This is a genomic window from Mesorhizobium sp. WSM4849, from assembly GCF_055811385.1.
On record NZ_JBVVPW010000049.1, the window covers coordinates 20,138 to 40,158 of the forward strand.

Consider the following 20,021-nt stretch of genomic DNA (forward strand, 5'->3'; position numbering starts at 1 on the left):
CCGTCTGCCTCTGTTCGGTTATGTCACAATGGGCATAGGACAGAGATGATGAAGCCTGACTTCCATGGTAAAGTCGCGATTGTGACCGGCGCAGGCTCCGGAATAGGAGCGGCTGTTTCACGGCAACTCGCGCAAGAAGGAGCCGAGGTTGTTGTTGCCGACCTTGATGCCGAGGCCGCGCACTGCAAAGCCGCCGAAATAAGGTCGCAAGGAGGCAGGGCCTACGACTTTGCGGTCGATGTCACGGATGCGGCAGCTGTCGAAAAGCTGATCGAGTTCACTGTCCAGAAATGCGGCGGACTGGATATGGCGGTAAACAATGCAGGTATCGACGGCGTTCGAAAAGCAACGGCAGACTATCCGCTCGACAACTGGCACAAGCTTATAAACGTCAATCTGAATGGCGTCTTCTACAGCATGAAGTACGAAATCGCCGCCATGCTGGATCGAGGCGGAGGCGCCATCGTGAACATGTCCTCGATTCTCGGTTCCGTAGGCTTGCCAACTGCGTCCGCATACACGGCAGCGAAACACGGGGTCGTTGGACTGACCAAGGTTGCGGCGATTGAATATGCGAGGATGGGCATCCGGATCAATGTCGTCGGCCCCGGCTGGATCGAAACGCCGCTTCTATCGGAGCAAGTGGAGGCATTAGCCACGCGGCGCATGGCAGCCCTTCAGCCGATGGGCAGACGCGGCAAACCGGAAGAGGTAGCGGCTCTTGTGTGCTTCCTGTTGTCCGATCAGGCCAGCTTTATCACTGGGAGCTACCATCTGGTGGACGGAGCATACACCGCCCATTAGGTGCACTGGCTGTCCCCACTCGTGCTGGCTGCTGTCAGGGTGATGACGCCGCAGATCGCTGGGCTGCCCGCACTGCACTGCCTGAGATGGCACTGTTCCCGCGTCGCGAGGGAGGCCGAGCCAGCTCCGGTGGCGGCGCGACTTGCCGACATCCTGCTGCAGGTGGCGGTGGAATCGCCTGCCCGAAAATGTGCAGGCGCTGCCCGCGAGCCGCCTGCGGAGCGCAGCCTGATGCTGGCGCCCAGAAGACGCGCAGCTCAGCGGCGTTTTTTCGCCTTGCTGGCGAACGGATTTTCCGAGGTGCGCAAGGCGATGCGGATCGGCACGCCGGGCATGTCAAAGGCTTCGCGCAGGCTGTTCGAGAGATAGCGGACATAGGATTGCGGCATCGCGTCCGGCCGTGAGCAGGACACGACGAAGCCCGGCGGGCGCGTCTTGGCCTGGGTGACATATTTGATCTTCAGCCGGCGCCCTGCCACGGCGGGCGGCGGATGATGCGCCAGGATGCCTTCCAGCCAGCGGTTGAGCTTGCCGGTCGAGACGCGGCTGTTCCACACTCTGTGCGTCCTGATGACCGCATCCATCAGCTTGTCGAGGCCACGCCCGGTCTCGGCCGAGACCGGCACCGCCTGCATGCCGCGCGCCTGCGGCAACAGCCGCTCGGTCTTCTCGCGCAGTTCCGCCAGGAGTTCCTGGGGGTGGTCGATCATATCCCATTTGTTGAAGGCGATCACCGGCGCGCGGCCCTCGCGGATGATCAGGTCGGCGATCTGCAGATCCTGCTTCTCGAAGGGAATGGTGGCGTCGAGCACGATGATGACGATCTCGGCAAAGCGGATGGCGCGCAGGGCATCCTGCACCGACATGACTTCCAGCTTTTCGTGGATCCTGGCCTTGCGGCGCATGCCGGCGGTGTCAAACAGTTTCAGGCGGCGGCCATGCCAGTCCCAGTCGACGGATATGGAATCGCGGGTGATGCCGGCTTCCGGTCCGGTCAAGAGCCGCTCCTCGCCGATCAGCGCATTGATCAGGGTCGATTTGCCGGCATTTGGGCGACCGACGACGGCGATGCGCATCGGTTTGGTATCGTCATAGCTCGGCTCGGCATCCGGATCGGTGATGTCCTCGCCGATCAGTACCTCGCTGGCGGCGGTCTCCTCGTCCGCATCCTCTTCTTCTTCGCCGAAGGCGCGCGCCTCGCCCAGTGCTGATATCACCGCATCGCGCAGATCGGGCAGGCCCTGGCCGTGTTCGGCCGAGACCGGGATCGGCTCGCCAAGGCCGAGTTCCCAGGCCTCCAGCATGCCGCCCTGGGCGCCGCGTGCCTCGGCCTTGTTGGCGACGACGACAACCGGCTTGCCGGATTTGCGCACGATCTCGGCGAAGGTCTTGTCGTCAGGCATCAGCCCGGACTTGGCGTCGATCGTGAAAAAGATCAGGTCGGCTTCGCGGATGGCGATCTCGGTCTGGGCGCGCATGCGGCCCGGCAGCGTCGAAGCAGCAGCATCCTCGAAGCCGGCGGTGTCGATGACATCAAAATGCAGATCATAGAGCTTGGCGGCATGGACGCGACGGTCGCGGGTGACGCCCGGCGTGTCGTCGACAAGCGCCAGCTTCCTTCCCACCAGACGATTGAAAAGGGTCGATTTGCCGACGTTGGGCCGGCCGATGATGGCGACTTTGAACGTCATGCGGCCCTACATCTGCCATGCAGTCGTTGTCCCAAAACCGCTACACACTTTTGGGCGACATGCATTACGACACGCTGCCCGACCCACGGATCAGCTCGGACATCAACGTCGCCCGCTCGCGCGCGTTGCGCGGGGCGCCGTCATCCGAGGCGATCTGGTCGAACAGTTTCAGTGCGTCCGTCGCCTTGCCTTCCTTCCAGGCGGCAAGGCCGAGCGCCTCGCGCGCGGTATGGCGCAGCGGATTGGTGTCGGCGGTGAGCGTCTCGACGCGGCTGGAGACGTCGGCGAAGGAACCGTGGTCGACGAGCAGCAGCGCTGCCCTGATGCGCGCGATGTCGCGAAGGCCTGATGGAATGTCCGTGTCCGCGGCGACCTCGTCGAAGTTCTTGACGGCGGCGGCGACATCGCCCTTATCCGCCTTGACGGTTGCCGCGCGCATGCGGGCGAGCAGCGGATAGGCGCCGTAGCCATCCTTTTCCAACGCAATGAGGGCAGTCAGCGCTTCGTCGCTCTTGCCCTCATTGGCAAGCTTCAGCGCCTGCGAGAAGGCGTCGCCCGAGCGATTGGCGCGAGTCTCGTCCCAATAGCGATAGCCGACGAAGGCCGCGGTGCCGACCACCACCAGTATCGCAAGCGCAAGCAAGGCAGGACCAAAACGGTCCCATAGCGCATGCGCCTGATCGCGACGCATCTCTTCGTTGACTTCGCGGATAAAACTGTCGTCCGACATCTCAAAACCATCCTGCCCGCCCCAGGGCGGTTTAGAGCGACGTGCGTCCATGGAAAGTACGCTCTAACACTTTGAATTTGCGCATCGTGCTTCCTGAAAATCAATTCTGCTTTTCAGGCCGATGCGGTAGCCCGCGTTTTAGCGAAATTTTGCCGGCATGGAAGGGGTTGGACAGGAAAATCGGCTAATCGCCGACACGTGGCCGCCCGAGGCAACCGCACCCGCGCCACATTTCGCCGATAGCCGGTGCTCGAACCCTCCTCCAATCCAGATCAGATGCTAATGCCTCGTTCGTCCCGCGTTGTTGCATTCTCCATCGCGTCGCTCGCTGCAGCGGGCGCCGCTGTCGCCGATCCGCCCGCGGCGCCACCGCCGGCAAGGTCGAAGCAGGCGGTCATCATCTCGTTCGACAGCGCAAGCGATATTTCGCAGTGGAAGCGCAGCCGGGCGCTGGCCACGCGCACCGGCGCCCATTTCACTTACTTCGTGTCCTGCGTCTTCCTGCTCTCGCCGGAAACGCGCAAGGCGTACATGGCACCCGGCAAGACATCGGGCAAATCCAACATCGGCTTTGCCGCCTCGAAACAGGACGTCGCCGACCGGCTCGATCAGATAAACCTTGCCGTCTCAGAAGGCCACGATATCGGCAGCCACGCTTGCGGCCATTTCGACGGCAAGGACTGGAGCAAGGCCGACTGGCTGAGCGAGTTCGGTTCGTTCAAGCATATTCTCGAGAACGCCTATTCGATAAACGCTATTACCGCTGAACCCGCGGGTTGGCGCGAAATCGCGCGCCAGGCGGTCGGCTTTCGCGCGCCCTATCTGTCGGCAAACAAGGCGCTCTACGAGGCGCTGCTAAAGGCGGGCTATTTGTTCGATGCGAGCGGTGTGTCACGCGGCCCTGCCCGGCCACCGACCCGCGACGGCATCACACGCTTTTCGCTACCGCAGATCCCGGAAGGTCCTGACACAAGGCGAGTGATCGCCATGGACTACAATCTCTATGTCAGGCATTCCGGCGGTTTCGAGCGGCCGAGCAAGGCGAACGAATTCGCCGACCGGACCTATGACGCCTTTCGCGCCGCGTTCGATGCCCAATACCAGGGCAAACGCATTCCGCTGGAACTCGGCTTCCATTTCACACTGATGAATGACGGCGCCTACTGGCACGCGCTGGAGCGCTTTGCCGGCGAGGTCTGCACCAGGCCCGACGTCGAGTGCATCAGCTATCGCGACTATGTTTCGCGGCGCGATGGCGGCCAAACGCAGGCGTCGGTGGGCGGCTGGATCCGGAAGTGACCGCCGCCCGCCACTGTTAGCTCACCGGCTGATCCTCAGGGCGCAAGCCGGCTCGCTCTCGCTCCAGATAGTGCTGGTCGATTTCCGGCAGCGGCGCCCCTTCAAGCGTCGCCTCGAAGGCGCGCAGGCGCTTGTAGATGGATATCAGCTCGACGATAGTCGGCCAGGAATTCACGAGATATTGGAACGAAGTGGCGACTTGTGAAAAGGCGGTGACAATTTGCTGGAAAACGCCAAATGTTATCTTGCCGATTGCCAAGGTTGGAACGAGAATAAGCGTAGCGAAGACGTTGTCGACTTGAAGGTATAGATAGCGGACCATGTCGAAATAGACATAGTGTGCATAGAGAGTGAAATAGTTCTTGCGAACATTTCTGAAAAGATCGACCAACGTTGGTGGCTGCGCTCGCGCCGTATCGTCCTCACCGAGAACAAGTTCCTTGCGCAGAGCGGCTTCAACACGCTGATTACGAAATTCCAGCCCGGGTAGCTTGACGCCGACGACTGCCAACAAGCCGGTGCCAAACAACGACCACGCGATCGCAGCAACAACCAACGGATAAGGGATTGCTCCGATTATGGGGAGAGTTGGAACATGGAGAGAAAGGGATGCCAGCAAGGGTAGAAAGGCAATCAGAGTCATGATGGAGTCGATGAAGTTCACTCCGAGCCCCTGCATTGTGCCCGAGAAGCGCATCGTGTCGTCCTGAACGCGCTGCGACGCCCCTTCGATATGGCGCAGCCTCGGCCAGTAAGCGGTAAAATAATCGTTCATCGCCGTACGCCAGCGGAAAACATAGTGCCTCACGAAGAAAACATTCAGAACGGCAATGGTCATATAGACCAGGGCCAAAGACAGAAACTGCCATACTCCGTAGTAAAGCTCGGCAGGCGCAACGGACCCGGGCGTGGTGAGCGCCTTCTGCACCATGTCGTAAAACATGCCGCGCCAGTCATTGAGCGCCACACTGATCTGCACGATGAAATTAGTGACGAAAATAATCAAAGCAGAGCCAAGGATCGACCAGTTCTGCCAACGGTGTGGGGCATACAGCGACCAAAAAAGGTAGAATACGCCCATACCCGCGAAGAAATATCCGTAGAACCAGAGGAATGCCGGCGTCAGGAATCTTATTGGGCTGATGACGGGTGCGGCCCGCGGATCGACCGGCGGCATGCCGAGCATCGTGCCAAGGTGTTCGCCGCCGAAAAACCACAGGAGGACGAGCAGAAGGCTCCAGACGGCGGCCGAGATGAAAAAAAGCTTCGGCTGCGGGAAGAAGGATACGAACACTGTGGGGAAATCCTCGGTCGATGCGCAAATCAGCGGCGTTGCTGTTCAGCGGGCATAAGGTCACACATCGATCGGAATGAAAATGGCCGGTGCGTGATGCCCGGCACCGAGCAAGACCACAATCATGGCGATTTTGGCGCAGCCGACCAGATGACTGCGCCGGAGACAAGCAGGACGGCGGCGGCCACAATCGATGCGAGGAAGAAGTCGCCCGAGGCTTCGGCAAGCAGCCCGGCGACGATCGGACCGATGATCTGACCGAGGCCGAACGAGGCCGTCATCAACGCCAAGATCCGGCGTGGTGCTTGCGGGGCAAGCTGCCTTCCGGTCTGCAGGCCGAGCGCGGTGATGGTGATGAAGGTCCCGCCAAGCAGAAATCCGCCAAGCAGCGGCCCAATGTGTCCACCGACGGCCACGCTCGCGGTGACGCCGACCACCTCGACAAGACACCCCAAGGAATAAGCCTGGTAGAGCCCGATCTTTCCTGCGATCTTCTGCCAAAGCCAGACCGAGGGAATCCCGGCAAGGCCGGTGACCATCCAGACCACGGCTTCGAAGACGCGGCCGCCGCCGCCTTGCCGGACGATGGCGACCAGAAACGTCGCTGTCACAATGTAGCCGAAGCCGAACAGGCCGTAAGCGACGATGATTTTCATCAGCGAGCGGTCCTTCGGCAGCGCCGGTTCGCGACCATCGGCGCCGTTGGCGGTCGCAGTGCTGCCGAGCAGCAGCGCCACGACGGCAATGGCGCAGGCTGAGATCGCGGCGGACCAGAACCAGCCCGCCGTCCAGCCAGCCTGTTCGGTGACGAGGATTGCCATCAGCGCCGAGGACGCCGCTATGCCGAGGCCGACGCCGCCGAAATGCAGCGCCTGCAGGTCGTTTCGGCCGGCCACGGCGAGATGGCCGAAAACGATGCTGGACATGAACACCAAGACAACGGCGCTGGCCACACCGGCAAGAAAGCGGATGACTAGAAAGGCTGCCATAGTACCGGCCAGGCCCATTAGCCCGGTGAGGACTGCGGTGGCGGCAAGACCGGCCAGCATCAGCAGGCGCTCGCGACCGTGCGCCCAACCGCCGACGGCCGCAAGCGCACCGATGAGATAGCCGAGATAGTTGGCGGATGCGATCCATCCGGCATCGGCCGGCGACAGGCCAAGTTCCTCCATCATGCCGGGCAGGATCGGCGTGTAGACGAAGCGGCCGATGCCCATGGCAACGGCAAGAGCAATCATGCCGGCAAAGGCGAGACGCAAAGGGGACGGCGAAGCGGCTTTCATTGCGGTGCACAATAGGTGCACGAGCCTGTCAAACAATCCGCTTCTTGTTGGGCCAGAACGGCTCGCAACGGCTGTTGGCAAGTGTTCGCCGCAGAGAGCCGACCCGCTAAATCTGGTTCAGCAGCCGCAGCCGACCTGCGTGGTGCCCGTCTCGTAGGCAGTGCGCCGGGCCGTCAGCCTGAACGGCACGTCGCCGAGTTCACGCTCCGACATGGTGTCGAGCACAGGATGCGACAGCGGATCAATCGCCCATCGGGTGGTCTCGCTTTCATACGGGCGGCTTTGCTCTGTGCCGACAACGGAAAAGCCCCTGAGCAGTGATAAAATCTTCATCGGATTTTCCTCGATAGGTCTCCTTATTTCCTTAAAATCTGCCGTCCGGCCTTATGTTTCAATTGAGATTTCAACCGTCCCCGTTTAGAAAAACTGTATGGCTATGCTGAACCGCGTCCACCTCAACGGCCTGCGCGCCGTAGAAACCGTCGCCCGCCTGGGATCGCTTTCGGCTGCGGCGAGCGAGCTCAACGTATCCGCCAGCGCCGTCAGCCAGCAGGTCAAGCGAACGGAAGAGCAACTCGGCCAGGCGCTGTTCGAACGAACGACGAGTGGTCTCTTGCTGACCGAATTCGGCACCGTCTTCACCGCGCGGCTCGGAGCTGGGTTCCGCGAGCTCGCCCAAGCCGTGGCGCTCGCCGATGAGGCCTCCGAATGCACGCTGGTGGTTTCAGTGGCGCCGGCTTTCGCGTCGAAGTGGCTGCTGCCGAGGCTGTCACGTCACTTCGCCCGGCATCCGAATGTGCTTTTGCGCATCGACGCCTCGGTGCGGATTGCCGATCTCGACCGCTCGGACATCGACATCGCCATCCGGCTTGGCGACGGGACGTGGCCGGGTGCGCGGGCGGAATTGCTGCTAGCGCAGGAGGTCTTCCCGGTCTGCGCCCCGGTGATCGCCGACAAACTGAAATCGATCGAAGATCTTGCCCTGACCTGCGGGATCACCGACGAACGGGCGATGATCAGTTGGGAAGCCTGGTTCGAGGCCGCCGGGGTTAAGCCGATCACCTTCCTCAAAGGCGCGCGCTTCACCGACCCGATGCTGTGCCTGGAATCGGCGATCGCCGGCCACGGCGTCATGCTCGGCTGGCAATTGCTGGCTGCCGACGCGCTGGCCGACGGCCGCCTTGTCGCCCCCTTTGGCGTCCGCGCCCAGAGCGGGCTCGGCTATTGGCTGGTGACCTCCGCCACCAAGACCGAAAGCCGTAAGGTCAGGGATTTCAAGGTCTGGGTCCGCGAAGAGATAGCGGCGACCATGGCGCATTTCGGGTCGCTCGCCAGCGCGAACTGAACCCCCGCGTGCAATCGCGGTGGAAAGGAGAGCAGTGCGGGTCTATGTAAGAACCAGACCCCCACATCACGGCAGGCAGGACCATGACCACACATTCGCGCGGCGTTTCCGCAACGATCGACCCGGTGAAACTCGACAGGCTGGCCGAAGTCGCCATCAAGGTCGGGCTGCAATTGCAACCGGGGCAGGACCTGGTGCTGACATCGTCGATCGCAGCACTGCCTTTGACGCGACGGATCGTCGAGCATGCCTATAGAGCAGGCGCCGGCCTCGTGACGCCGATCTTCAACGACGACGAGATGACGCTGGCGCGCTTCCGCTATGGCGCTGACCCCGGCTTCGACCACGCCGCCGGCTGGCTCTATGAGGGGATGGCGAAAGCCTTCGCCAACAATGCGGCTAGGCTTGCCGTGCGCGGCGAGGATCCGTCGCTGCTGTCGGCGCAGGATCCGGCGAAAGTGGCGCGCGCCAACAAGGCGAACTCGATCGCCTATCAGCCGGCGCTGGAAAAGATCACCGGCTTCGACATCAACTGGAACATCGTCGCCTATCCCGACCTGGCCTGGGCCAGGCAGGTTTTCCCAGGCGATGCCGACGACGTCGCCGTGGCGAAGCTCGCCGACGCCATCTTTGCCGCCTCACGGGTTGATGTGGACGACCCGATCGGCAACTGGAAGGCGCACAATGCGGCTCTGCGCAGCCGCACCGAATGGCTGAACGGCCATAATTTCCATGCGCTGCATTTCACCGGACCCGGCACCGATCTGACCGTCGGTCTGGCCGACGGCCATGAATGGATGGGCGGCGCCTCGACCGCCAGGAACGGCATCACCTGCAATCCCAACATCCCGACCGAGGAGGTTTTCACCACGCCGCATGCCAGGCGCGTCGAAGGCCACGTTACGAGCACCAAGCCGCTGTCCTACCAAGGCACGCTGATCGACGGCATTGCGGTGCGTTTTGAAGGGGGCCGCATCGTCGAGGCGAAGGCTAGCCGCGGCGAGGATGTGCTGAAAAAGGTGCTCGATACCGATGAAGGCTCACGCCGGCTCGGTGAGGTCGCGCTGGTGCCGCATTCCTCACCGATCTCGAAGAGCGGTCTGCTGTTCTTCAACACGCTGTTCGACGAGAATGCCGCCTGCCATATCGCGCTCGGCCAGTGCTATTCGAAGTGCTTCGTCGACGGTGCCTCGCTCAGCCAGGACGAGATCGCGGCGCGTGGCGGCAACAAGAGCTTTATCCATATCGATTGGATGATCGGTTCGGACAAGATCGACATCGATGGCGTCGGCAAGGACGGCAGCCGCGTACCGGTCATGCGCAAGGGCGAGTGGGCATAAGCAGCCGCCAGCAAGCCGTCTTGGCGGTCAACCCCGGAGTTGACGATGAAACTCGATATCAAGGTCAAGCGCATCTACGAGCCGCCCTCGCCTGGCGATGGGCAGCGGGTGCTCATAGACCGCGTATGGCCGCGCGGCGTCCGCAAAGAAGACGCCGCGCTGACGCTATGGCTGAAGAACCTCGCGCCAAGCGATGAATTGCGCAAATGGTTCGGCCACGAGCCAACGCGCTGGATGGAATTCCAGCAGCGCTATCGCGGCGAGCTCGACAGGAACAGCGATGCGGTCGGCCAGTTGCGCGCCTTGCTCGACAACGGCCGGGTGACGCTGCTCTACGGCGCCCAGGACGAGCTGCACAACAACGCAGTGGCTTTGGCTGACTATCTGCGTCTAAGGGGCTGAGGCAGCGCGCACGCTGCCGGCCGTTCGCCGGTATAGCGGTGCTTTTTCGATATCAACCTCGGGGGGCAGCAGTCTTTGCGTTCACCCTCTCAAGCAACGCTAGTAATCCCTTTAGAATTTCGATTGGCGATGGCGGGCAGCCCGGAATGTGCAGATCGACAGGCAGTACCTCCGACACGCCGCCCACGACTGCATAACTCCCGGCGAAACAGCCACCGTTCATGCCGCAGTCGCCAAGCGCGACCACCCATTTGGGATTGGGAGTTGCGTCATAAGTCCGTTTCAGTGCCTCGCGCATGTTTTTGGTGACCGGCCCTGTGACAAGCAGCACATCGGCATGGCGCGGCGACGCGACGAACCGGATTCCGAAGCGTTCGACGTCATAGAAGGCGTTGTTGAGCGCATGCATTTCGAGTTCGCAGCCGTTACAGGAACCAGCGTCGACCGCCCGGATCGACAGGCTGCGGCCCAGTCGCTTGCGGGCAGCGCCGTCTAGCGCGCGCGCGAGTTCGTCAATTGCCGTCTGGCTCGCCTTGGGAGGACGCTCTGTGAGAGGGGGCCGTGTCAGGCCTTCGAAGAGGTGCTTGCGCATGGCGGAATGCCTTAAAGATCGTGACCGGAGTAGGAGCAGTTGAACGATTTGTTGCAGAGCGGAAAGTCGGCGACGATGTTGCCCTCAACGGCCGCTTCAAGCAGCGGCCATTGAAACCATGACGGGTCACGCAGGTGACAGCGCTCGACCATACCGCCTTCGCCAATGCGCAGCCAGGCCAGAATGTCGCCCCGGAACCCCTCGACCAGCGCCATGCCTTCACGCGGCCCGCCTGTCTTGGTGACGCCTGTCTGGGCAACGCTCGCCTCGGCGACATCGACGCGGATCGGGCCGCCAGGCAGCCTTTGAAGGATCTGCTCGGTCAGCGATAAGCTCTGCTCGACCTCGCGGATGCGGATCCAGACGCGCGCATTCACGTCGCCCTCCTGGAGGAGAGGGACGTCGAAGGCGAGTTCGTCATAAGGCGGGTAGCCTGGGCTGCGCCGCGCATCGAACTCTCGGCCGGAGGCGCGGCCGACATAACCGCCCGCTGCGTATTGTCGGGCAAGGGCCGGCTTGAGCCGACCGGTCGCGACGGTCCTGTCCTGCAGCGACGCCGTGTTGTCGTAGAGTTCGATCAAACGAGGGAACCGCTGCCTGATCTCCACGACCAGGGCCCGGATCGCGGCCGTCCCCGCCTCGCTAAGGTCGCTTGCCACCCCACCCGGCACGATGCGGTCGCGCATCAGGCGATGTCCGAAGGCCGCATCGCTGGCGCGCAAGACCCGTTCGCGCAGCACACCGCAATGGGTATGCATGAGCGCGAATGCAGCGTCGTTGCAGATGGCGCCGATATCGCCGAGATGGTTGGCAAGACGCTCCAGTTCCGCCATCAGCGCCCGCAGCCAGACGGCACGCAAGGGCACTTCGACGCCGAGCGCCGCTTCGACCGCGCGAGCAAAGGCCAGCGAATACGCCACGGTGCTGTCGCCGGACGTCTTCCCCGCCAGTTTGGCCGCGCGCTCGACAGGCGAACCTGCCATCAGGCCTTCTATGCCCTTGTGAACGTAGCCGAGACGCTCTTCCAGCCGGACAACTATTTCGCCGCTTGCCGTGAAGCGAAAATGCCCCGGCTCGATGATGCCGGCATGCACGGGCCCGACCGGGATCTGGTGCAGGCTTTCGCCTTCCGCGGGAAGGAAGCGGTAAGAGGCCATGGCTGGCGCATGAGCCGGCGCTGCTGATGCTTCCGCCGCCAATGCCCCCGCTGCCAGGGGATGACTGACGCCCCATTGGCCGTGATCGAGCCAGCGTCGTGTATCCGGAAGTCCTTGCGGCAGAAGCCCGAACAGGTCCGCGGCGGCGCGCTCGAGGCGCAGTGCCGGCGGATGCCGCTGGCCGACCGACCGGTAGCGGCCGCCGGCGCATTTCAGGCTGATGACACCGATGTCGGCCGCATCGAGAAGCGCCATATGGACGGTGTCCGGCTCGCCCCAAAGACCGAGCAGGCTCCAGCGGCCCTCGGCAAGCTGCTCGACGGCAAGGTTCCAAGCCTTCGGCGCCACCATGGCGCGCCGCCAGGGGACATGGTGCTCGACAGGGCGTCCGGCCTCGATGAGGTCGATCAGCGCGGGCATCTTTCTTTTGCGCTTCATCCCAGGATATAAGCGACGTGCTGGAACCAGGTGACCAGAGGCGCCGGCAGGTAGATGCCGGCGCCAAACACCAGGGCCAGGTGGGAATACATCGGCACGTAGGATGCCTCGACGGGCGCGGTGCCGCCGCGCGGCTCGCCGAAGGCGACGCCAGTCAGCCGCAGCAGCAGGGCGCCGAAGGCGATGAGAAGCCCGAACACCAGTGGGATCGCCAGAAGCGGCTGCCTCGCAAAGGTCGAGCTGACGACCAGGAATTCGCTCATGAAGATGCCGAGCGGAGGCAGGCCGGCAATGGCAACGACGCCGATGACCAGCCCCCAACCGAGTCCGGGATGCGTTTCCGTCAGCCCTCTGATGTCGGCGATTTTTTGTGTTCCCTTGACCTGCGCGATGTGCCCGACGGCGAAGAAGATCGCCGACTTGGTCAGGCTGTGCATGACCATGTGCAGCAGGCCGGCAAAGTTCGCGAGCGGGCCGCCCATGCCGAACGCGAACACAATGATGCCCATGTGCTCGATCGAGGAGTAGGCGAACAGGCGTTTGATGTCGCGGCGGCGGTAAAGCATGAAGGCCGCGAAGATGAGCGAGGTGAGCCCCATTGCGACCATCAATGGTCCCGGGGCTATCGCCTCCGGGCTCGCCGCGAGCAACAGCTTGAAGCGCAGCACGGCATAGAGTGCGACGTTCAGCAGCAAGCCCGAGAGCACCGCCGAGATCGGCGTCGGGCCTTCGGCATGCGCGTCGGGCAGCCAGGCATGCAAGGGAGCAAGGCCGACCTTGGTGCCGTAGCCGAGCAGCAGAAAGACGAAGGCGACGTTAAGCAAAGCCGGGTCGAAATGCGCCGCCTGTTCGATGAGCACCGTCCAGACCATGGCGTCGGTGCCCTCGCCGACGACCGGCTGTGCGGCCATGTAGACGAGGATGGTGCCGAACAGCGCAAGTGCGATGCCGACGCTTCCCAGGATGAAATATTTCCAGGCGGCCTCCAGCGCTTCATGCGTGCGATAGATGCCGACCATGAGCACGGTGGTCAGCGTCGCAAGCTCCACCGCCACCCACATCAAACCGATATTGTTCGACACGAAGGCGAGGTTCATGCCGAACATCATGACCTGGTACATCGCGTGATAAAATCGCAGGTTCGGCGCGGTCAGCCGGCCGGTCTCCAGTTCGTGCGCAATGTAGGACGCGCTGAACACGCTGGTGGTGAATCCGACGAATGTGTTGAGCACGATGAAAACGATGTTGAGATCGTCGACGAGCAGGTATTGGCCTGGCTGCGGCCGATCGGTGACGAACAGCGACAGCGCGGCGAGCAAGGTCAGGAAGCTCGCGGCGACATTCAGGCCTGCCGACATCCGGTAATTCGGCAGCGCCGCCAGAAGTGCGGCCGCGCCGACGGGTATCAGCAGGATGGCGGCCACCGCGTCGAAGGGAGCGGTCAACGGCGTTCTCCCCTGTAGTCGTCGAGCGCGCCGACATCCACCGAGTCGAACCGCTCACGGATGCGGAACAGGAAGACACCGATGACGATGAAGGCGATCAGGATCGAGAAGGCGACGCTGATCTCGACGACCAGCGGCATGCCCTTGGCGCCGGTGGCGGCCAGCACCAGGCCGTTCTCGAGCGACATGAAGCCTACAACCTGGCTGACGGCGTTGCGGCGGGTGACCATCACCAGCAGGCCCAGCAATATTATCGACAGCGCGAATGCGAGATCCTCGCGGGCGAGCGGGTCGGCTTCGGGTGTGACCCGCAGCATCAGCACCATCGACAAAGCCACCAGACCGATGCCGGCAAGCATGGTCGGACCGATGCCGACGGCGGTCTCGATGTCGCGGTGGATGCCGAGCCGCTGGATGATGCGATGAAGCCCGACGGGAATGACGATCGCCTTGAAAATGAGGGCGATCGCCGCGGTGACATAAAGGTGATGGGCGTCCTGGACGTAGGCCTGCCAGGCCACGGACGAAGCGAGCACGATCGCATGAAGCGCAAAGACGTTGATCAGCGCAAACAGGCGATCCTGGTACAGCATCATGAAACTGACCAGCACCAGGCCGCCGGCGAACAGATGGGCGATGTCGAAGGTGAGACTGTTCATCAAAGGCTCCGTGAGACGAACAGCAAGAGCGTGCCAAGCAGTGCCAGCATGAGGGCAGCGCCAAGGAAATCCGGGACGCGGAAAACGCGCATCTTGGCGATGGCGGTCTCGAACACGGCAAGCAGAATGCCGCAGACGGCAAGTTTGCCGATGTAGACAGCGACGCCCAGAGCATAAGCCCCTGGTCCGGCTCGAGCTGTCACCAGCCCCCAGGGAATGAAGACGCAGGAAATCAGCGAGACATAGAGCAGAAGCTTGAGGAAGGCGGCGAACTCAATCATCGCCAGATGGCGGCCGGAGTATTCCAGCACCATCGCTTCGTGAACCATGGTGAGCTCAAGATGCGTCGCCGGATTGTCGACCGGTATGCGGGCGTTTTCGGCGAGCGCCACCATGACGAGAGCGATCAGCGACATGCCGAGCGAGACCCGCAGGCCGACATCCGGCGAAGCCATGACGGCGGCGACGGTGGAGAGTTGCGTCGCGCCGGCGACGAGCGCCAGGCTGAACACGATCAAAAGCATGGCGGGCTCGGCCAATGAAGCGATCATCACCTCGCGGCTCGCGCCGATGCCGCCAAAGCTCGTGCCGACATCCATGCCCGCCAATGCCAGGAAGAAACGCGCGCTGCCGAGCAGCGCGACAATGGCGATGAGATCGGCGGTCCAACTGAAGGTGAGGCCGGTTGCGAATGTCGGGATGAGCGCGGCGGCGACCCAGGTGGCGGCAAAGATCAGGTAGGGTATGACGCGAAACAGCCAGGATGCGTTGTCCGCCAGGACGACCTCCTTGCGCATCAGCCGCAGGAGATCGCGGTAGGGCTGGAACAGCGAAGGTCCCCGGCGGCGCTGCAGTCTCGCCTTCACCTTGCGCACGAAGCCGGTCAGCAGCGGTGCCAGCAAAAGCACCAGCACCATCTGCGCGCCCTGGACGGCCAGTTCAAGGATCAGGGCCATAGCGCGAGCACCAGAAGCAAGGTGACGAGGTAGAGGAAGACCAGGGTCAGATAGCGCCGGATGGTCAGGAACTGCAGATGGTTCAGCTTCTCGGTCGCATAGCCGACAGCGCCAGCGATCGGCTGGTAAAATGTCTCCCAGATCACATCGTGGATTTCCACAGTGAGGCGTGCCGGCCCGGTGGCGCCCGGTGGTGGCATTTCCACCTTTTCCCGGGCACGGAATGCGAATGTGCCGAAGACGCGGCGAATGGGCTGCGCGAAACTGACGGCCGTATATTGCGCGGCCGGCGTGACGTCGGGAAAGCCGCAACCCCATGCTGGGCCGCGACGCAGCGCATGCGAGGCGAAGCGGTGAATGACGAACGCCGCAAGCGATGCGGAGATTGCAATGAACACAAACACCAGCAGGCCGTTGTAGGAGCTGCGGCTCTCGGCGATCGGCACGATCGACAGCCAGGGCTGCGCCATCTGCACCGGCATGCGGCTGCCGATCAGCGAAAGCGTCACCGGTGACAGACCGTCTATGATCAGGCCCGGCAGAATGCCGGCAAGCAGACAAAGGGCCGCGAGAACGAACATCGCCGCCAGTGAGTAGCGGTCGACCTCCTGCGCCTGCTCCACCGCCGCGGAGCGTGGCCGGCCGAGAAATGTGATGCCGAACGCTTTTACGAAACAGGCGGCGGCCAGCGCCGCCGACAATGCCAGCAGGCCGCCGACAGCGGGCACCATGACCTTCAGGCCCCATTGCGGCAGATCGGGGCTCTGCAGGATGGCCTGGAAGGCCAGCCATTCGGAGACGAATCCGTTGAAGGGCGGAAGTGCTGAGATCGAAACGCAGCCGACGAGAAAGACAAAACTGGTCAGCGGCATGCGATGGATAAGACCGCCAAGCTTCTCCATGTTGCGCTCGCCGGTCACTGTGAGCACGGCGCCCGCGCCGAAAAACAGCAGGCTCTTGAAAAAGGAATGGTTGAGAACGTGGAACAGTGCTGCGGTGAGCGCCAGTGCGGCGGCCGACGGCATCGCATTGGCCTTGAAGGCGAGCGCAAGGCCAAGGCTAACGAAGATGACGCCGATGTTTTCGATGGTGCTGTAGGCAAGGAGCCGCTTGAGGTCCTTTTCCATCAAGGCGTAGAGGATGCCGAGCACCGCCGTCAGGCCGCCGAGGAAAAGCACGACGACGCCAGACCACCATGCCGGCTCACCGAGCAGGTCGAAAATGACGCGTATGAAGCCATAGACGGCGACTTTCGTCATGACGCCGCTCATCAGGGCCGAGACATGGCTTGGCGCCGCCGGATGAGCGAGCGGCAGCCAGACGTGGAGCGGGACAAGGCCGGCCTTGGAGCCGGCGCCGAGCAGCATGAGAACCAGGGCGGCGGCGGCAACGAACCGGCTTGGCTCGGCGGCACGCATCGCGTCGAATGTGTAGGTTCCGTCCGGTCCGGCCAGCAGGCCGAAAGCGAGCAGCAGCGCCAATGTGCCGAAGCTCGCCATCACCAGATAGATGTAGCCTGCCCGGGTATTGTCCTGTTCGCGATGGTGCGCCATGACGAGCGCCCACGAGGCGAGCGACATGAACTCCCAGGACAGCAGGAAGGTGAAGGCGTCGTCGGCCAGCACGACAAGAGTCATGCCGGCAAGAAAGGCCGGGAAAAACGGCAGCACCCGGTGTTGCGCAGATTCGTGATGGCCGTAGCCAAGCCCATAGAGGCTGGCCGCAGCGCCGCCCAGATTGACGACGACCAGAAAGAATGCCGACAGCGCGTCGAGACGGAAATGAGCGCCGATCCACGGCAGTCCGAGTGGCAGCGTAACAGTGGACACGCCGGCAGGATCGCCTGTCAGCTCTGCTGCGGCGATCGCGAACATGACGGCCGAGACGCCAAGGGTTGCGCCATAGACCAGATGCGTCGCCGAGCCGCGCCGACTGACGGCGACAGCCAGTATGGCGGTTCCCAAAAACGCGGCGATACCCCACAAAAGGAGGGCAACGATCGACATCACAGCAGGCTCCCGCCGACCTCGGCTTCCGCTTCGCCGACGCCGGAAATCCTGGCCGGATTGAGGCCCGCCTTCAGCCGCACGCCCCGTCCGCCAGCCTGGCTGGTCGCGCCTTCCCCGATCAACTCGATGCCGGCAGCCTCAAGTGCTGCAATCAATTTCATCAAAGAATCGACATTGCCCCGGATCATCGCCTCGCTGGCTTCCATGCGCTGAATCGTCGGGACCGAAAGGCCGGACAATTCGGCAAGCCTGCGCTGGTCGATACCGAGCAGGGCCCTGGCGGCGCGCAATTGTGGTGCAGTTATCACCGGAGACCCTTCGGCTTAGCTTTGAGATATGATGTCTCAGCGTTGCAGCATACATTGAAATGTTCTATCGTCAATTACTGATGTGTGAGGCATCGATTTTGATGGCGACCCCTGAGCCACATCGCCCGGAATCCAGAAGCAGTCGAAGATTCTCTCGACATGGAAGATGCCGCGGCTGCAGCATCGCCTTAGGCAAGAGTGCAGTCACCTGCAACGGCTGCTCCCGCGTGCAGTTAATGTACGTTGTAATACCAGTCATGGAAGCGGCTACGACCTCGGCCGCCTCGTGGTCGGACCACTATGATTTCATGATCATCCGGTCGCGAATCCCCTCAGGCGACACGCAGTTCCGTGGCCGCATCGAAGAGGTGCACCTTGCCCGGCAGTACCGAAAGGTTGATCGCGGCGCCGGCGTTGCGGCGCTGGTCACGCGGCACCACGGCGACAGCGTCGTATCCCGCCACGCGCAAATGAATCTGAACATCCGCGCCGGTCGTTTCGGACAGCACGACCTCGCCCTTGATCTCACCCGCATCCGAAATGCCGAGATCGTGTGGCCGGACGCCCATGATGACCTTTTGGCCTGGCTTCGCCTTGATCTGCGGTGAGAGGCCGATCGACACGCCTTCGGCGACGAAGCGAGGACTGCCGCCGGCGGTCTCGACAGCGCCAGCGATGAAATTCATCGACGGCGAGCCGATGAAATCAGCGACATATTTCGAGTTCGGGCGCTCGTAGACCTCGTCGGGTGTGCCGATCTGCATGATCCTGCCGGCGTGCATCAGCACGATCTTGTCGGCCATCGTCATCGCCTCGATCTGGTCATGGGTGACATAGATCGTGGTCGTGCCGAGACGGTTGTGGAGTTGGCGGATTTCCACGCGCATATGTGTGCGCAGCTTCGCGTCGAGGTTGGAGAGCGGCTCGTCGAAGAGGAAAACGGCGGCATTCCGCACCATGGCGCGGCCCATGGCGACCCGCTGGCGCTGGCCGCCCGACAGTTCCTTGGGATAGCGCCCGAGGTAGGGCGTGAGATTCAGGATTTCCGCCGCCCATTCGACCTTCTTCCTGATCTCCGCCTTTGGCACTTTCGCCACTTCGAGACTGAAGCCGATATTGTCGAACACCTTCATTGTCGGATAGAGCGCGTAATTCTGGAACACCATCGCGATGTCGCGATCGCGCGGGTGAACATCGTTGACTCGCCTGTCGCCAATCAACAGATCGCCGTTGGTCACCCTCTCGAGCCCGGCTGTCATGCGCAGGAGCGTGGTCTTTCCGCAGCCAGACGGCCCAAGAAGCACGACGAATTCGCGGTCGGCAATGCCGAAGGAGATGTCCTTCATCACCTCGACATGCCCGAAGCTCTTGGCGATGTTCTTATATTCTACGGTGGCCATTCTCTCTCTCCAGAAGCCCGGATTCGGGTCGTCAGTATTTCTGCCTGGTCGGCGTGATGACGATTTCCTGCACGAGGGCGTTCTGTGGCATCTGGTAGGTGTGCAGCATGAGGTCAGCGACGTGCTCCGGCCCGATGCCGCCGCCGATCTTGAGCTTATTCGCCTTGTAGTTGGCGAGCGTCTGCGGATCGAGGACGCCGCTCAGAACTTCGGTTTCGATCACCCCGGGCGAAAGCACGACCACGCGGACATCGTATTCGGAAAGATAGTCGCGCAGCGATTCCGAGACGGCGTGAACGAAGAATTTCGTCCCGCAGTAAACGGTATGATCCGGATAGACCTTCCGGCCAGCGATCGAACTCATCATGAACAGCGTCCCGTGACGGCGCTCCATCATGCCCGACATCACGGCGTGGACCGAATTCAGCACGCCTTTCGTGTTGATATCGATCATCTCGTCCCATTCCTCGGGCGGCTGGCGGCCTATGTCGGCAAGACGCGCAATGCCGGCATTGGCAAAGAGCATGTCGACCGGTCCGTATTCGGCTTCCGCCTCCTTCACGGCGGCTGCGATCGCGGCGCGGTCGCGGACATCGACCTGCCGGGCCATGCTGTCGGGCAGGTTCAGCGCCTTCATGCGCTCCAGACGGCGGGCCATCATAAGAACCGGGTGGCCGGCGCGCGAAAACGCCTTGGCGACCGCCTCACCGATACCAGAACTGGCTCCTGTCACTGCTACGAGCTGTTTTCCAGCCATGGCTTTTCCTCTTGGGAATTGTCGATACCCGGGGTGGGGGGGGGGGGGGGGGGGGGGGGGGGGGGGGGGGCGGCGGGGGGGGGGGGGGGGGGGGGGGGGGGGGGGGGGGGGG

At 62.6% G+C, this 20,021-nt stretch carries 19 protein-coding genes; 5 read left to right on the forward strand and 14 right to left on the reverse strand.

The features are described from left to right. Positions 1-48: 48 nt before the first annotated feature. Positions 49-804 carry an SDR family NAD(P)-dependent oxidoreductase gene (locus AC0L3L_RS33635; RefSeq protein WP_473487696.1) on the forward strand — a complete coding sequence of 252 codons (756 nt, stop codon included), beginning with the start codon at positions 49-51 and terminating at the stop codon, positions 802-804. A gap of 257 nt (positions 805-1,061) precedes the next feature. Here AC0L3L_RS33635 and der read toward each other — a convergent pair whose 3' ends face one another. Next, positions 1,062-2,495: a ribosome biogenesis GTPase Der gene (gene der / locus AC0L3L_RS33640; RefSeq protein ID WP_473641531.1), complete on the reverse strand. Its 1,434-nt coding sequence runs from the start codon at positions 2,493-2,495 to the stop codon at positions 1,062-1,064. 64 nt (positions 2,496-2,559) lie between these two features. After that, positions 2,560-3,225, reverse strand: a complete 666-nt coding sequence (locus AC0L3L_RS33645) for a tetratricopeptide repeat protein (protein WP_473641533.1) — start codon at positions 3,223-3,225, stop codon at positions 2,560-2,562. Positions 3,226-3,507: 282 nt separating this feature from the next. Between AC0L3L_RS33645 and AC0L3L_RS33650 the strand changes: the two genes are divergently transcribed. Beyond that, complete coding sequence (locus tag AC0L3L_RS33650; protein WP_473641535.1) at positions 3,508-4,524, forward strand: polysaccharide deacetylase family protein; 1,017 nt, start codon at positions 3,508-3,510, stop codon at positions 4,522-4,524. A gap of 16 nt (positions 4,525-4,540) precedes the next feature. Here AC0L3L_RS33650 and sbmA read toward each other — a convergent pair whose 3' ends face one another. The 3 genes from sbmA to AC0L3L_RS33665 form a co-directional block, all read right to left on the reverse strand. Next, positions 4,541-5,818, reverse strand: coding sequence for a peptide antibiotic transporter SbmA (sbmA, locus tag AC0L3L_RS33655; protein ID WP_473641537.1), 1,278 nt, complete (start codon positions 5,816-5,818; stop codon positions 4,541-4,543). 122 nt (positions 5,819-5,940) lie between these two features. After that, positions 5,941-7,101 (reverse strand): YbfB/YjiJ family MFS transporter, encoded by a 1,161-nt coding sequence (locus tag AC0L3L_RS33660; protein ID WP_473641539.1) that lies wholly within the window; start codon positions 7,099-7,101, stop codon positions 5,941-5,943. Between the two features lie 117 nt (positions 7,102-7,218). Further along, on the reverse strand, positions 7,219-7,434 hold the full coding sequence (locus AC0L3L_RS33665) for a hypothetical protein (protein ID WP_473641541.1): 216 nt from the start codon (positions 7,432-7,434) through the stop codon (positions 7,219-7,221). Positions 7,435-7,531: 97 nt separating this feature from the next. Here AC0L3L_RS33665 and AC0L3L_RS33670 point away from each other — a divergent pair, with 97 nt between their 5' ends. The 3 genes from AC0L3L_RS33670 (at position 7,532) to AC0L3L_RS33680 (ending at position 10,188) form a co-directional block, all read left to right on the forward strand. Beyond that, complete coding sequence (locus tag AC0L3L_RS33670) at positions 7,532-8,446, forward strand: LysR substrate-binding domain-containing protein (protein ID WP_473641543.1); 915 nt, start codon at positions 7,532-7,534, stop codon at positions 8,444-8,446. Positions 8,447-8,529: 83 nt separating this feature from the next. Next, entirely contained in the window at positions 8,530-9,786 is a 1,257-nt protein-coding gene (locus AC0L3L_RS33675) for an aminopeptidase (RefSeq protein ID WP_473641544.1), read from the forward strand. 45 nt (positions 9,787-9,831) lie between these two features. Then, a complete protein-coding gene (locus AC0L3L_RS33680; RefSeq protein WP_473488239.1) occupies positions 9,832-10,188 on the forward strand; it encodes a DUF488 domain-containing protein in 357 nt (118 codons plus the stop codon). Positions 10,189-10,240: 52 nt separating this feature from the next. Here the strand turns inward: AC0L3L_RS33680 and AC0L3L_RS33685 are convergent, their stop codons facing one another. The 9 genes from AC0L3L_RS33685 to AC0L3L_RS33725 form a co-directional block, all read right to left on the reverse strand. After that, positions 10,241-10,780: an NADH-quinone oxidoreductase subunit B family protein gene (locus AC0L3L_RS33685; RefSeq protein WP_473641546.1), complete on the reverse strand. Its 540-nt coding sequence runs from the start codon at positions 10,778-10,780 to the stop codon at positions 10,241-10,243. Positions 10,781-10,791: 11 nt separating this feature from the next. Next, positions 10,792-12,357 carry a hydrogenase large subunit gene (locus AC0L3L_RS33690; RefSeq protein WP_473641547.1) on the reverse strand — a complete coding sequence of 522 codons (1,566 nt, stop codon included), beginning with the start codon at positions 12,355-12,357 and terminating at the stop codon, positions 10,792-10,794. Between the two features lie 14 nt (positions 12,358-12,371). Further along, positions 12,372-13,820: a hydrogenase 4 subunit F gene (locus AC0L3L_RS33695; protein WP_473641549.1), complete on the reverse strand. Its 1,449-nt coding sequence runs from the start codon at positions 13,818-13,820 to the stop codon at positions 12,372-12,374. Beyond that, positions 13,817-14,479 (reverse strand): hydrogenase-4 component E, encoded by a 663-nt coding sequence (locus AC0L3L_RS33700; protein ID WP_473641551.1) that lies wholly within the window; start codon positions 14,477-14,479, stop codon positions 13,817-13,819. The genes AC0L3L_RS33695 and AC0L3L_RS33700 overlap by 4 nt, the downstream gene beginning before the upstream one ends. After that, entirely contained in the window at positions 14,479-15,435 is a 957-nt protein-coding gene (locus AC0L3L_RS33705) for a respiratory chain complex I subunit 1 family protein (RefSeq protein WP_473641553.1), read from the reverse strand. Before AC0L3L_RS33705 ends, AC0L3L_RS33700 begins: the two co-directional genes overlap by 1 nt. Beyond that, complete coding sequence (gene hyfB, locus AC0L3L_RS33710) at positions 15,426-17,441, reverse strand: hydrogenase 4 subunit B (RefSeq protein ID WP_473641555.1); 2,016 nt, start codon at positions 17,439-17,441, stop codon at positions 15,426-15,428. The genes AC0L3L_RS33705 and hyfB overlap by 10 nt, the downstream gene beginning before the upstream one ends. Further along, positions 17,441-17,752, reverse strand: coding sequence for a helix-turn-helix domain-containing protein (locus AC0L3L_RS33715; protein ID WP_473641557.1), 312 nt, complete (start codon positions 17,750-17,752; stop codon positions 17,441-17,443). The genes hyfB and AC0L3L_RS33715 overlap by 1 nt, the downstream gene beginning before the upstream one ends. Before the next feature lie 332 nt (positions 17,753-18,084). Beyond that, the gene (locus tag AC0L3L_RS33720; protein ID WP_473641559.1) at positions 18,085-19,152 is read right to left on the reverse strand and encodes an ABC transporter ATP-binding protein; all 1,068 of its coding nucleotides are present in this window, start codon (positions 19,150-19,152) and stop codon (positions 18,085-18,087) included. A 31-nt stretch (positions 19,153-19,183) separates the two neighbouring features. Next, on the reverse strand, positions 19,184-19,909 hold the full coding sequence (locus AC0L3L_RS33725) for an SDR family oxidoreductase (RefSeq protein WP_473641561.1): 726 nt from the start codon (positions 19,907-19,909) through the stop codon (positions 19,184-19,186). Positions 19,910-20,021 lie beyond the last annotated feature (112 nt).

Bases quoted from the DNA above. Each gene is read 5' to 3' on its own strand.
- AC0L3L_RS33675 (WP_473641544.1), top strand. From the start codon at position 8,530: ATGACCACACATTCGCGCGGCGTTTCCGCAACGATCGACCCGGTGAAA.
- AC0L3L_RS33665 (WP_473641541.1), bottom strand. From the start codon at position 7,434: ATGAAGATTTTATCACTGCTCAGGGGCTTTTCCGTTGTCGGCACAGAG.
- der (WP_473641531.1), bottom strand. From the start codon at position 2,495: ATGACGTTCAAAGTCGCCATCATCGGCCGGCCCAACGTCGGCAAATCG.
- AC0L3L_RS33725 (WP_473641561.1), bottom strand. From the start codon at position 19,909: ATGGCTGGAAAACAGCTCGTAGCAGTGACAGGAGCCAGTTCTGGTATC.
- hyfB (WP_473641555.1), bottom strand. From the start codon at position 17,441: ATGTCGATCGTTGCCCTCCTTTTGTGGGGTATCGCCGCGTTTTTGGGA.
- AC0L3L_RS33645 (WP_473641533.1), bottom strand. From the start codon at position 3,225: ATGTCGGACGACAGTTTTATCCGCGAAGTCAACGAAGAGATGCGTCGC.
- AC0L3L_RS33720 (WP_473641559.1), bottom strand. From the start codon at position 19,152: ATGGCCACCGTAGAATATAAGAACATCGCCAAGAGCTTCGGGCATGTC.
- AC0L3L_RS33635 (WP_473487696.1), top strand. From the start codon at position 49: ATGAAGCCTGACTTCCATGGTAAAGTCGCGATTGTGACCGGCGCAGGC.
- AC0L3L_RS33650 (WP_473641535.1), top strand. From the start codon at position 3,508: ATGCCTCGTTCGTCCCGCGTTGTTGCATTCTCCATCGCGTCGCTCGCT.
- AC0L3L_RS33700 (WP_473641551.1), bottom strand. From the start codon at position 14,479: ATGAACAGTCTCACCTTCGACATCGCCCATCTGTTCGCCGGCGGCCTG.
- AC0L3L_RS33690 (WP_473641547.1), bottom strand. From the start codon at position 12,357: ATGCCCGCGCTGATCGACCTCATCGAGGCCGGACGCCCTGTCGAGCAC.
- AC0L3L_RS33680 (WP_473488239.1), top strand. From the start codon at position 9,832: ATGAAACTCGATATCAAGGTCAAGCGCATCTACGAGCCGCCCTCGCCT.
- AC0L3L_RS33660 (WP_473641539.1), bottom strand. From the start codon at position 7,101: ATGAAAGCCGCTTCGCCGTCCCCTTTGCGTCTCGCCTTTGCCGGCATG.
- AC0L3L_RS33670 (WP_473641543.1), top strand. From the start codon at position 7,532: ATGGCTATGCTGAACCGCGTCCACCTCAACGGCCTGCGCGCCGTAGAA.
- AC0L3L_RS33685 (WP_473641546.1), bottom strand. From the start codon at position 10,780: ATGCGCAAGCACCTCTTCGAAGGCCTGACACGGCCCCCTCTCACAGAG.
- AC0L3L_RS33705 (WP_473641553.1), bottom strand. From the start codon at position 15,435: ATGGCCCTGATCCTTGAACTGGCCGTCCAGGGCGCGCAGATGGTGCTG.